10 protein-coding genes are annotated in these 12,658 nt (G+C 71.8%); 8 read left to right on the top strand and 2 right to left on the bottom strand.

The window, feature by feature from the left end:
- Positions 1-141 precede the first annotated feature (141 nt).
- Complete coding sequence (locus ACZK5D_RS15155) at positions 142-1,749, top strand: alpha-amylase family protein (RefSeq protein ID WP_463665880.1); 1,608 nt, start codon at positions 142-144, stop codon at positions 1,747-1,749.
- Positions 1,750-1,820: 71 nt separating this feature from the next.
- Entirely contained in the window at positions 1,821-3,149 is a 1,329-nt protein-coding gene (locus ACZK5D_RS15150; RefSeq protein WP_463665879.1) for a serine hydrolase domain-containing protein, read from the top strand.
- Between the two features lie 126 nt (positions 3,150-3,275).
- Here ACZK5D_RS15150 and ACZK5D_RS15145 read toward each other — a convergent pair whose 3' ends face one another.
- Entirely contained in the window at positions 3,276-3,881 is a 606-nt protein-coding gene (locus tag ACZK5D_RS15145; protein ID WP_463665878.1) for a GNAT family N-acetyltransferase, read from the bottom strand.
- A 208-nt stretch (positions 3,882-4,089) separates the two neighbouring features.
- Positions 4,090-4,767: a FadR/GntR family transcriptional regulator gene (locus ACZK5D_RS15140; RefSeq protein WP_463665877.1), complete on the bottom strand. Its 678-nt coding sequence runs from the start codon at positions 4,765-4,767 to the stop codon at positions 4,090-4,092.
- A 153-nt stretch (positions 4,768-4,920) separates the two neighbouring features.
- Here ACZK5D_RS15140 and ACZK5D_RS15135 point away from each other — a divergent pair, with 153 nt between their 5' ends.
- From ACZK5D_RS15135 to ACZK5D_RS15110, 6 genes are all read left to right on the top strand, one after another.
- On the top strand, positions 4,921-6,549 hold the full coding sequence (locus tag ACZK5D_RS15135; RefSeq protein WP_463665876.1) for an ABC transporter substrate-binding protein: 1,629 nt from the start codon (positions 4,921-4,923) through the stop codon (positions 6,547-6,549).
- Between the two features lie 90 nt (positions 6,550-6,639).
- Positions 6,640-7,605: an ABC transporter permease gene (locus tag ACZK5D_RS15130; RefSeq protein WP_463665875.1), complete on the top strand. Its 966-nt coding sequence runs from the start codon at positions 6,640-6,642 to the stop codon at positions 7,603-7,605.
- On the top strand, positions 7,605-9,683 hold the full coding sequence (locus ACZK5D_RS15125; protein WP_463665874.1) for a dipeptide/oligopeptide/nickel ABC transporter permease/ATP-binding protein: 2,079 nt from the start codon (positions 7,605-7,607) through the stop codon (positions 9,681-9,683). The genes ACZK5D_RS15130 and ACZK5D_RS15125 overlap by 1 nt, the downstream gene beginning before the upstream one ends.
- A complete protein-coding gene (locus ACZK5D_RS15120) occupies positions 9,680-10,492 on the top strand; it encodes an ATP-binding cassette domain-containing protein (protein WP_463665873.1) in 813 nt (270 codons plus the stop codon). The genes ACZK5D_RS15125 and ACZK5D_RS15120 overlap by 4 nt, the downstream gene beginning before the upstream one ends.
- 294 nt (positions 10,493-10,786) lie before the next feature.
- A complete protein-coding gene (locus tag ACZK5D_RS15115; protein WP_463665872.1) occupies positions 10,787-11,704 on the top strand; it encodes a dihydrodipicolinate synthase family protein in 918 nt (305 codons plus the stop codon).
- Complete coding sequence (locus ACZK5D_RS15110) at positions 11,701-12,630, top strand: ROK family protein (protein WP_463665871.1); 930 nt, start codon at positions 11,701-11,703, stop codon at positions 12,628-12,630. The genes ACZK5D_RS15115 and ACZK5D_RS15110 overlap by 4 nt, the downstream gene beginning before the upstream one ends.
- Positions 12,631-12,658: the final 28 nt, after the last annotated feature.

Below are 12,658 nucleotides of genomic sequence, written 5' to 3'. Positions count from 1 at the left end.
CCCCCCTCTCCTGTCTGGCTTGGTTGGTGGGGGGAGTTGAGCCGATGGATGGGTTCGCGGCGGGCTCCCCGCGGGAACCGCGCGTGAGCCTCGCCGCGAACCCATCCATCGGCTCAAACCACCACCCCGGGAGGACCCACCATGATCATCACCGTTCCGACGCCGGACCTTGTCCGCGTCCAGTCCGGGCCCCGCGACGCCTGGGGCAGCCCGCACGCCGCGGGCGTCGCCGTCGATTTCCGTGCCGACGGCGACGGCCTGGCTGTCAGCGTCGCGGCCGCCGCCGGGCGTCAGCTCAGCCGCATCCACCTCCGCTGGCGTCGCGACCTCCCCGCCGACGCGCTCATCCTCGGCGACGCCTGGGAACGCACCTACGGCGACACCTGCTGGCAGCCGCTGCGCGCCGAGGTCCCTCAGCCGTGGATGGTGCTGGTCCACTCGCCGTCGGCCGGGTCCACCTGGGGCGCCGGCGTCGACGTGCGGGCCGGCGCCTTCGCCTTCTGGACCGTCGACGACGCCGGAGTCTCCCTCTGGCTCGACGTGCGCGCCGGCTCGGACCCGGTCCTCCTCGGCGACCGCACCCTGCTGGCCGCCGTCGTGCGGTTCGTCGACGGCGGGGCCCCGTTCGCCGTCCAGTGCGGGCTTGCAGAGGCTCTCTGCCGCGACCCTCGCGCCACAGGCCCCCTCGTCGGAGCCAACAACTGGTACTACGCCTATGGCCGCGACTTCGACGCCGACGCGGTCGTCCGCGACGCGCGCACCGTCGCCGAGCTCGTCGGCGACCATCCCGTCCGCCCGTTCGGCGTCGTCGACGACGGCTGGAGCCTCGACGGCACCGCCGACGGGCTGCCTGCGTCGGGAGGCCCGTGGGACGTCGGCCGCCCGGTCGAGTTCCCGGACATGGCCGAGGTCGCGGCCAGGATCGCAGCCGAGGGGGTGCGGCCGGGCATCTGGTTCCGGCCGCTCCAGCACCGCTGGGAACCCGACCTAGGCGGGTTGCGCCCGTGGGAGGGCGGATGGGCGCTGGACCCGAGCCACCCCGCGACGCTCGAGCGGGTCGCCGCCGACGTCCGACGCATCCGCGGCTGGGGCTTCGAGCTGATCAAGCACGACTTCTCAACGTTCGAGGCGCTCGGCCAGTGGGGCCCGACGATGGGGCCGCGGCCCGTCACCGACGGCGTGCACGTGCATGACAGGACCCGGTCCACCGCCGAGGTGCTGGTGGACTTCTACCGCGCGATCCGTGAGGCCGCCGGCGACGACGGCGTCGTGCTCGGGTGCAACGTGGTCGGCCACCTGGCGGCCGGTCTCGTCGAGGCGCAGCGCACGGGCGACGACACCTCCGGCCTGGTGTGGGAGAGGACCCGCCGGGTGGGGGTGAACACGCTGGCGTTCCGGGCGGCGCAACACGGGCGGTTCTTCACCGTCGACGCGGACTGCGTGCCCAGCACGCCCAGGACCGACTGGGCGAAGAACCGCCAGTTCCTGGACCTCATCGCCCGCTCGGGCACGGCGCTGTTCGTCTCCGTGGACCCCGCGACGAGGACAGACGCGGTGGATGCCGACCTGTCTGCGGCGCTCCGGCTGGCGCTCGACGGCGGGGCGCCCGGGGGAGTGGAGCCGCTCGACTGGCTGCACACCGCCACGCCGTCGCTGTGGGGGTCGGGCGGCGGGACCGTTCGCTACGACTGGTTCGCCGACGACGGCGCTGACCCCTTCGACGCCGTCGAGGGAGGGACCCCCTCCTGACCCGCGGTCGCGGCGCCACCGATCACGATTCCCCGGCCCCGCGTCCGGGACCCTGGGGCTAGATTCGGGCCATGCGTCGGTGGGTGGTCAGGGTTGTGGTGGGGGTCGTCGTGGTCGCGCTCGCGGCGGGGACGGCCGGGTACTGGTACGCGCGCCCCCTCCTCCTCACCGGCACGGGCTACGCCGCCCACAACGCATGCGCGCTGACGCACCTCGCGGACCGGCCCGCCGGAGACGATCTGCCGCCCAACCCGCTCGTGCCGTACCTGCGCACCAGCACCACCGACGACGGCGCCCGCACCACGGTGCTCGGCGCGCTCGCCGCCCAGCGCGCCTGGTACGCCGACGGCTTCGGCTGCACGCTGGCCGACGCCGCGCCCGACCTGGGCGAGCCGACGCCCATCAGCCCCAACGCGCTGACCTCCGCGCCCGCCCCGGCCCCCTCTCCGGAGATTGACGCCGCCGTCGGCCGGGCGTTCGGGGACGACCTCGACGCCGCCGCCCGCGACGAGCTGGGCACCCGCGCCGTCGTCGTCCTCCACGACGGCGAGCTGGTGGCCGAGCGCTACGCCGACGGGTTAACCGCCGCGACACCGCAGCTCGGCTGGTCCATGGCCAAGAGCGTCGCCAACCTCCTGACGGGCGTGCTGGTGGAGAAGGGGAGTGTGGCGGTGGACGACGCCGCCCTCCGCCCGGAGTGGACGGACGCCCGCCGCGACATCAGCGTCGACCACCTCATGCGCGGCACGAGCGGCCTGGAATGGGACGAGACCTACGACCTGGGCACGCCCATCACCCGGATGCTCTACCTGGAGGAGGACATGGCGGGCTATGTCGCGGGCCTGCCGTCGGCGCACGCGCCCGGCACCTATCAGCAGTACTCCAGCGGGGGCACGAACCTGCTCTGCTCGGTCCTGACGGAGCGGGCGGGGGTGGGCGCGGACCTGCCGCGGCGGGAGCTGCTCGCGCCGCTGGGGCTGTCGTCGGCGGTCTGGGAGGCGGACGCGACCGGGCTGCCGGTGTGCAGCTCCTACCTGTGGGCCACCCCGCGGGATTGGGCGGGCATCGGCCAGTTCGCCCTCCAGGACGGCGTCTGGGAGGGGGCGCGGATGCTGCCGGAGGGCTGGATGGCGGACTCGACGACGGTGACCGAGGTCGCCGAGAGCGAGGAGGAGGGGTACGCGGCGGGATGGTGGGTGAACCAGCTGCCCGACGGGTCGCTCGTCGACGAGTCGCTGCCCGCTGACGCCTACTCGGCCAATGGGCACGACGGTCAGCGGATGTACGTGGTGCCGTCGGCCGGCCTCGTGGTGGTGCGGATGGGGTTCAGCCCCGGGGTCGCGCGCGACGACCTCCGGGTGGGTGAGCTGGTGGCGGAGTTGGTGTCGCGGCTGGGGTGAGAGCGGTGCCTCGGCGGCCTGCAGTGTGTGAGGCGGTGGGCTTCGACCGCGGAGAACTGCCAGGATCAGCCACCACCCCACCCCTCCCTGAGCGCGGACGCCCGGACTGGGGGACCTCCTCCGCGCTCAGGCGAGGGTCTTGGCCAGCGCCTCGCCGCGACGCTCGAAGCCGACGTGCTCGAGGTAGTGGCGGTGGGCCTCGGTGGTGGGCGAGGCGGTCACCTCCCGGATGCCGTGGGCACGCAGCGCGCTGGTGCGCGACCCGTAGATCCACCTGCCCAGCTGGGAGTCGCGGTAGGCGGGCAGGACGTAGTCGAGCGTGAGGTTCAGGGTGTCGCCGTCGCGCGTGCCCAGGACCGCGCCCGCCGGCATCCCCTCCCGCATGAGGACGAAGGCGGTGTCCGCCGGACGTTGCTCGTACTCGGGCTGGGACGTGCGGATGTCGTCGAGGTGTGAGTGCAGGAAGTCGACGAGGAAGGGCGCGTCGGGCGCGATGGGGGTGGCGCCGAGCTCGGACCTGCTGCCGAACTCCCGGTACAGCGCGAGGCAGTGGAACACGACGATGGTGGCGTTGGCGAGGATGATAGGGATCGAGCCGATCAGCACGCCGTAGGCGACGTAGAACACGGAACCGACCAGCGAGATGGTGCGGATCTTCACGATGGAACTCATCGCGAAGGACAGCACCACGAACGCCGAGGCGATGTAGCCGACCAGTTCGATCCAGTTCATTGTTCAGTGGTTCCTTCGCTCGTTTGCCCGGGGTGCCCCGGCGCACGTGGGCCACCGAGCGGCCACTGTTCCAGTCGTTCAGCGGAGTGCGAGGCGGCTCGCGCGCCCCGAGGCGTACCTGGCATCCTCGCACACCGCATCCGCGACCCGCGAGGACTTGGGCGGGTATGCGGAGCCGCTGCGGGAGCGATCGGCAGCTCGTGCGAGGTCAGGCGGGGGCGGAATCCAGGACCCTCAAGAGCGGCGCGTAATGGTTCTCCACCGCCGCCCGGTAGGCCTCCAGGTCTCCGGTGACGGCGGCGTCCAACATCGCCCGGTGCGCAGCCACGGTGTCCTCGATGTCGCGGGGGGTGGGCACGCCCAGCCGGGGGGCGAGGCGCGTGTGCACATCCCAGAAGGCCCCCACCAGGTCTTCGTACAGCTCGTTGTCGAGCAGGGAGGCCAGCGTGAGGTGGAACGCCCGGTCCTCGGCCGCGAACGCCTCGTCGCGTGAGCTGTGCGCGGCCATCGCGTCACACAGCTGCCCCAGCTCCTCGGCCGCGGCCGCGTTCATGCGCTCCACCACCGACGGCGCCAGCGTCTGATCCAGCCCGCTGCGCACCTCGACGATCTGCCGCAGCGCCTCGAAGTCGAGCCCCGGCGAGACCACCCCTCGGAACGCGAGGCCCTCGACCAGCGGCTTCAGGGACATCTGCCCGACGAACGTGCCGGTGCCGTGGCGGACCTCCAGGATGTCGAGCGCGACGAGCGTGCGGACGGCCTCGCGCAGGTTCCCCCGCGACACGTCCAGCAGGTCCACCAGCTGCGCCTCGGTGGGCATCGGGTCGCCCGGCTTGAGGCCTTGGTCGAGGATCAGCTCCTTGACCGCGTGGATGGTGGACCTCAAGCGCTGTGGCTCGTTCCTGGCCATGCGTAACCCCCGGGGAGATGGTGAGCGAAACGCTCACGATGCTGAGCGATGTGGAAGCGGGCGTCGATTCCATGCGCTAGCATAGCGGACACGTCAGACATCGGATGTCCGATCACCTAGGAGTCAATGATGAACCAGATGCCCGTCACCTCCCGACGGAGTCTCCTCAAGCTCGCGGGCAGCTTCGGCGCCGCGGCAGCCTTCACCGCCGGCCTGGCCGCCTGCGGCTCGTCGGCCGAGACCCCCAGCGCCACCGCCGGCGCCACCGACGCCTCCAGCGCGCCCGCCTCGTCGGCCGGCGCCGCCGGCGCGATCACCGCCGCCATCTCCTACGAGCTGGGCACCAACGGCTACGACCCCATGACCACCACCGCCGCGCTCACCGTCGCCGCGAACTGGCACACGTTCGAGGGCCTCACCGAGATCCACCCCGCCACCCGCGAGGTGTTCGCAGCCCTGGGCAAGGACCTGCCGAGCCAGGTGGACGACACCACCTGGGAGGTGGCCCTCCGCGACGGCGCAGTGTTCCACGACGGCACGCCCGTCACCGCCGACGATGTGGTCTTCTCCTTCCAGCGCGTGCTGGACCCGGCCAACAAGAGCCTCTACGCCACGTTCATCCCGTTCCTGGACTCGGTGACCAAGAAGGACGACGCCACCGTCACCTTCGCGCTCAAGTACCCCTTCTCGCTCGTCGCCGAGCGCCTGTCGGTGGTCAAGATCGTGCCGAAGGCTCTCGTCGAGGCCGACCAGAAGGCCTTCGACCTGGCCCCCGTCGGCACCGGCCCCTACAAGATGATCGACAACGGCGCCGCGTCGCAGAAGATCACCTTCGAGGCCAATGACGCCTACACCGGCCCTCAGCCGGCGCGCGCCGCCACCATGGAGTGGCAGATCATCCCCGACGACTCCACCCGCACCAACGCCCTCACCTCGGACGCCGTCCAGGCCATCGACTCGGTGCCCGTGGCCAACCTCGCCACCCTGGCGCAGTCCAAGTCCGTTGCGGCACAGCAGGGCTTCGGGCTGGTGTTCGTCATGTTCAACACCGGCTCCGCGCCCATGGACGACGTGCGCAACCGTCAGGCCGTCATGTACGCGCTGGACTACGAGAAGATCTGCACCGTCGGCATGTCCGACCTCGCCACCCCGGCCACCGCCTTCGTGCAGAAGGAGCACCCCGCCTACAAGGCCGCCAAGGTCCAGTACCCGGGCAACCAGGCCAAGGCCAAGGAGCTCCTCGCCGAGACCGGCCTGAAGCAGGTCCGCCTCCTGGCCTCCGACCACGGCTTCTTCGCCAACGTGCGGCCGATGATCAAGGAGTCGCTCGAGGCCGCCGGCCTCACCGTGACCTACGAGGAGAAGAAGTCCTCGGACGTCTACGCCACCATCGACGGCAACCCCGGCGCGTTCGACATCGTCGTCGCTCCCGGTGACCCCTCGGTCTTCGGCGACGACGCGGACCTCCTGCTGCGCTGGTGGTACGCGGGCGAGACCTGGACCGACGCCCGCATGCACTGGAAGGGCCAGGAGTCCCACACCAAGGTGCAGGAGCTCCTGGACACCGCCTCCCAGGCCACCGGCGACGAGCAGAAGGCCGCCTGGCACGAGACGTTCGACGTGATCAGCGAGAACGTCCCGCTCTACCCGATCTTCCACCGCAAGACGCCCACGGCGTTCGACCCGGAGACGCTGTCCGACTTCAAGCCGCTCGCGGTGACCGGCCTGTCGTTCGTCGGCGTCGGCTCCACCAAGTAACCCGAGGCGCCCAGCGCACTCGGCCAGGGACGGCGCCGTCGGCCAACCACGACGGCGCCGCCCCACCGGGCAATCCCTAGGAGCTCACACGTGTCCACCCTCATCCGCCTCCTCGGCCGCCGCATCGTCGCGCTGCCGATCATGGTGCTCGGCGTGACCCTGCTGGTGTTCATCGTCATGTCTCTCTCGACCGCCGATCCCGCCCGCCTGGCCCTCGGCGAGAGCGCCTCCGCCGAGGCGCTCGACGCCTACCGCGAGCAGCTCGGCCTCAACGACCCCCTGCTCGTGCGCTACGGCCGCTACCTGCTGGGCCTGGTCCAGGGAGACCTCGGCGAGTCCTTCACCGGCGTGCCGATCTCGCAGATGGTGGGGGAGAACTTCCCCGTCACGCTGCAGCTGACCTTCATCGGCCTGGCGATCGCGGTGGTCGTGGCGCTGGTGCTCGGCGTCGTCGCCGCCCTGTACCGCGACAGGTGGCCTGACCAGGTCATCCGATTCTTCTCCATCGCCGCGCTGGCGACGCCGTCGTTCTGGCTGGCGCTGCTGCTCATCCAGGCGTTCGGCAACGTGCCCGGCGGCACCGGGACCTTCCCGGCGGTCATCACCGAGTGGGCCTCCTTCCGCGACAGCCCGGCCGCCTACGTCAACCAGATCTTCCTGCCAGCGGTGGCGCTCGCCGTGCCCGTGGCCGGCTCACTCACCCGCGTGGTGCGCACCTCCATGGTGGAGGAGCTGGACCGCGACTATGTGCGCACCGCCATCGGCGCGGGCGTGCCCAAGCCGGTGGTTGTCGGCCGCAACGTGCTGCGCAACGCGCTGATCACGCCGCTGACCGTCCTCGGCCTCCGCGTCGGCTACCTCATGGGCGGCGCCGTCGTCATCGAGATGATCTTCAACATCCAGGGCATGGGCCAGCTGATCTTCCAGGGCATCACCCGCAACGACGTGAACATCGTCCAAGGCGTCACCATCACGGTGGCCATCGCGTTCATCGTCGTCAACGTGGTGGTCGACATGCTCTACGTCCTTGTCAACCCGCGAATCAGGAGCATCTGATGTTGTCGGCGGAATCCCGCACCAAGCTCCAGCGCCCCGGGCTCCGGCTCCCCGGCTGGTCCGCCCTGCCGATCGGCTCGAAGATCGCGACGGTGGTGCTGGGCCTCATGGGCCTGCTCGCCGTGTTCGCGCCGCTGGTCGCACCGTTCGAGCCCGGCGCGGCCGGCCTCGTGCCGCCGGACATGGTGGTGCAGCAGGAGATCGAGATCGAGGGTGTGGGCAAGCAGCTCGTGCCGGACAGCTCCATCCCGCCCAACTCCATGTTCTGGTTCGGCACCGACGACACCGGCCGCGACACCTTCAGCCGCATCGTCTACGGCGCCCGCGTCTCCCTGATCGTCGGCCTCGCCGCGACGGGCCTGGCCCTGATGGCGGCCGCCGTGCTCGGGTCCATCGCCGCGACGGCGGGCAAGGCCGTCTCCGAGGTGCTGATGCGCATCCTCGACATCATCATGAGCTTCCCCGGCATCGCGCTCGCGGCCGTCATGGTCACCGCGCTGTCGTCGCGGCTCCCGATCCTGCCCGTGGTGATCTTCTCGATCGCCTTCCTCTACGTGCCCCAGCTCACCCGCGTGGTGCGCGCCAACGTGCTCGCGCAGTTCGGCGAGGACTACGTGGCTGCGTCGCGGGTGATGGGGGCGCGCACGTCGTGGATCCTGCTCAAGCACGTGGCGCGCAACTGCCTGGCCCCAATCATGGTCTTCGCGACGGTGCTGGTGGCCGACGCGATCGTGTTCGAGGCGTCGCTGTCCTTCATCGGCACCGGCATCACCTCGGTCAACACCCCCACCTGGGGCAACATGCTGAGCGAGGGCAAGGCCCTGCTGCTCAGCGGGCACTGGTGGGTGACGTTCTTCCCCGGCCTGTTCATCCTCATCACCACGCTCAGCCTCAACGTGCTCGCCGAGGGCCTGACGGACTCGCTGGCCTCCCCGAAGATCCGCACGCGGGTCAACGTGCAGGCCGACGAGGACAAGCTGGCCGGCGAGGCCACGGCCGCCGGGATGGCGGCCTCCTACGCGGCGCAGGCCGAGTCCCTCGAGGCGCGGCTCGCGTCGCTGCGGGTGGCCGAGTCGCTCCGCGAGGACCGACTGGTCCTCGATACCCCGGACGCCGAGGCGCTGCTGGAGGTCGAGAACCTGTCGATCTCGTTCCCGGGAGCGCACGGCGAGGTGAAGATCGTCGACGGCGTCACGTTCACCGTGCGGGCCGGGGAGACCATGGGCCTGGTCGGGGAGTCGGGCTGCGGCAAGTCGATCACCTCGATGGCGATCATGGGGCTGCTGCCGGAGACGGCCCGCATCGAGGGCTCGATCCGGTTCGCGGGCCGCGAGCTGCTCACCATGACCCCGAAGGAGCGCAACGCGCTGCGCGGGCACGAGATGAGCATGGTCTACCAGGACGCTCTGAGCTCGCTCAATCCGTCGATGCTGATCCGCGCGCAGATGAAGCAGCTCACCTCACGCGGCGGTCAGCGCACCGCCGAGGAGCTGCTCGAGCTGGTGGGCCTCGACCCGGCGCGGACCCTCAAGTCCTACCCGCACGAGCTGTCGGGCGGGCAGCGGCAGCGCGTCCTCATCGCGATGGCGCTCACCCGCAACCCGCGCCTGGTGATCGCCGACGAGCCCACCACGGCCCTCGACGTCACCGTCCAGGCCCAGGTGGTGGACCTGCTCAACGAGCTGCGCGAGAAGCTCGGCTTCGCGATGGTGTTCGTGTCGCACGACCTGGCACTGGTGGCGCAGGTGGCCCACCGGATCACCGTCATGTACGCCGGCCAGGTGGTGGAGCAGGCCGCCACCCGCGAGCTGCTCACCAACCCCGTCCACGAGTACACGCGCGGCCTGCTGGGCGCGGTGCTGTCCATCGAGTCCGGCGGTGGGCGCCTGCACCAGGTGCCGGGCGTCGTGCCGTCGCCGCGGGAGTTCGTGGCCGGTGACCGGTTCGCGCCCCGCTCCTCGCACCCCCGCGTCGGCCTCGACGAGCAGCCCCGGCTGCGGACCGTTCCCGGAACCGACCACGTCTACGCCCGCACCGACGCGCTCGCCGCGCTGCTGGAGAAGGAGCCCGTCCGATGACCATCCTGGACGCCGATCGGCCGACGGGGGTGCCCGTCGTCGACCTGCGTGACGTGCACGTCGTCCACAAGGCCCGCACCGGCACGCTCTTCCGCCGCGACCTCGTCCACGCGGTCAACGGCGTCAGCCTGACCGTCAGCCGAGGTGAGACCGTCGGCCTGGTCGGCGAGTCCGGATGCGGCAAGTCGACGCTGGCCCGCGTCATGGTGGGCCTCCAGCCCGTCACCGACGGCGAGGTCCGCTACTTCGGCGAGCCGCTCAAGCTCGACGGGGCCGGCCGGAAGAAGCTCGGCCGGGCGGTCTCCGTCGTCTTCCAGGACCCCGCCACCGCGCTCAACCCCCGGATGCTCGTCCGCGACACCCTCCTGGACCCGTTCAAGGTGCACGGCGTCGGGACGACGGCGGAGCGGGAGAAGCGGGTCAAGGAGCTGCTGGACCTGGTGGGCCTGCCGCAGTCGGCGCTCGACGTGCTGCCGCGGCAGATCTCCGGCGGGCAGCGGCAGAGGGTCGCGATCGCGCGGGCGCTGGCGCTGGGCCCGGACGTGATCATCGCGGACGAGCCCACCTCGGCGCTGGACGTGTCGGTGCGCGCGCAGGTGCTCAACCTGCTCACCGACCTGAAGGACCAGCTGGGCCTCGGGCTGGTGTTCATCAGCCACGACATCAACACGGTCCGCTACGTCTCGGACCGGATGGCGGTGATGCTGGCCCGCAAGATCGTCGAGTCGGGCCCGGCGGACCAGCTCTTCGCGAACCCGCAGCACGAGTACACCCGCACGCTGCTCGGCGCGGTCCCGTCCCTGCTGTGAGGACCGTCGGTGCCCCGCTGGCGCTCCTCGCGGCCCGGCTCCACCAGCGGGGGTAGCCGACCCGCTGGCTGAGGTGCCGCGTAGCGGCCTCGAAGCCTAAGAAACCCGGACCTCCCACCCATCCCGATCAATCTCCCGCTTTCTAGGCTTCGAGGCTCGTCGCTGGCGCTCCTCGCACCTCAGCCAGCGAGGGGGCGAACAACTGAATCCGATCAATTTCCCGCTGTTTGGGCTTCGAGGCTCGTCGCTGGCGCTCCTCGCGCCTCAGGCCAGCGGACCTACCAAGGAACACACATGCACACCTTCCACGGCACCATCCCCCCCGTCGTCACCCCCTTCACCGCCGACGGCGACCTCGACCTCCCCTCCCTCGACCGCGTCGTCGACCACCTCATCGACGGCGGCATGGACGGGCTTTTCATCCTCGGCTCCTCCGGCCAGGTGGCCTACCTCACCGACGACGAGCGCGACACCGTGACCCGCCGCGTCGTCGAGCGCGCCGCCGGCCGCGTTCCGGTCCTGGTCGGCACGCCCGACTTCACCGCCCGCCGCGTGGCCGAGCAGGCCGCCCGCGCCGAGGCGCTGGGCGCCGACGCCGTCGTGGTGACCGCCCCGCTGTACGCGATCAACGACGTCGCCGAGACCGAACGGCACTTCCGCATGGTGGCCGCCGCCGTCGATATCCCGGTGTTCGCCTACAACGTGCCCGTGCGCGTGCACAGCTACCTCGGTGTGGACCTGCTCGTGCGGCTCGGCCGCGACGGCGTCATCGCCGGCGTCAAGGATTCCTCCGGCGACGACGTCGGCTTCCGCCGCCTGGTGGCCGCCAACGAGCGCGCCGGCCGCCCGCTGGCGCTGCTGACCGGGCACGAGGTGATGGTCGACGGCATGTACCTCCTGGGCGCCGACGGCGCGGTCCCCGGGCTGGCCAACGTCGACCCCGCCGCCTACACCCGCCTGTGGACCGCCGCGCAGGCCGGCGACTGGGCCGCCGCCCGGGACGAGCAGAACCGCATCGCGCGGCTGTTCGACATCGCGTTCGTGCCGCAAGGCCGCTCCGGCGACGCGGGCGGGATCGGCGCGTTCAAGGCGGCGCTCGCGCTGCTCGGCGTCATCGACTCCGCCGCGATGCCCGCCCCGCTCGAGGGCCTCACGGATGACGACACCGCCGCCATCCGCGACATCCTCGTCGAGGTGGGACTCCTGCAGTGAGGGCCGTCGGTGTTGATCTCGGCGGCACGAAGATCGCGGTGGCGGTCGTCGCGCCGGACGGGACCATGGGCGAGGCGCTCACCGCGCCCACGCCCGCGCTCGACGGCGGCGAGGCGGTGCTGGACGCCGTCGCGTCGCTGGTCGCCAGGGCCGTGGAGGGGCTCGACGATGTGGCCGGGGTGGGCGTCGGGACCGCCGGGGTGGTGGACGCGACCCGCGGGTCGATCATCTCCGCGACCGACACCTTCTCCTCGTGGGTGGGCACCGATGTCGCGGCGGGGCTGCGCTCCCGGCTCGGCTTCGGCGACGCCCACGCCGTCGAGGTGCGCAACGACGTCGACGCCCACGCGCTGGGCGAGGCGTGGCTCGGCGCCGGCAGGGGGCGCTCATCGATGCTCATGGTGGCCGTCGGAACCGGGGTGGGCGGCGCCGTCGTGCTCGACGGCCGGCTGTGGACCGGGGCGCACCACGTGGCCGGCGAGATGGGGCACATCCCCACGCCCGGCGCGGAGGGGCTCCGCTGCCCGTGCGGGGTCGAGGGGCACCTGGAGGCCGTCGCGGCGGGGCCGGCGATCGAGCGGGCGTACGCCGCCGTCGCGGGCGGGGCGCTGACGGGGCCGGCCATCATGGCGCTCGCCGCCGACGGCGCGGAGCCCGCGCGGGGCGTCGTGGCGGCGGCCGCCGTCGCGCTGGGGCGAGCGATCGCCGGTGTCGCGACGGTGCTGGACCCGGAATGCGTGGTGATCGGCGGGGGAGTGGCCCGCGCCGGCGACGAGTGGTGGGGGCCGCTGCGCGACGCGTGTCGCGGCGAGGTGGTGCCGGTGCTCAAGGGCCTGGCCATCGAGCCCGCGGCCCTCGGGCCCGAGGCCGCGATCCTGGGGGCCGCGCGCACGGTGTTCGACGCCGTCGGCGCGCGGGTGGACTGAGCCGTGGAGATTCCACGGAGACGACGAG

The organism is Tessaracoccus yangjingae, assembly GCF_055326235.1.
Note: the sequence above shows the minus strand (reverse complement) of the source record. Positions and strands in the feature narration are given on the sequence as shown.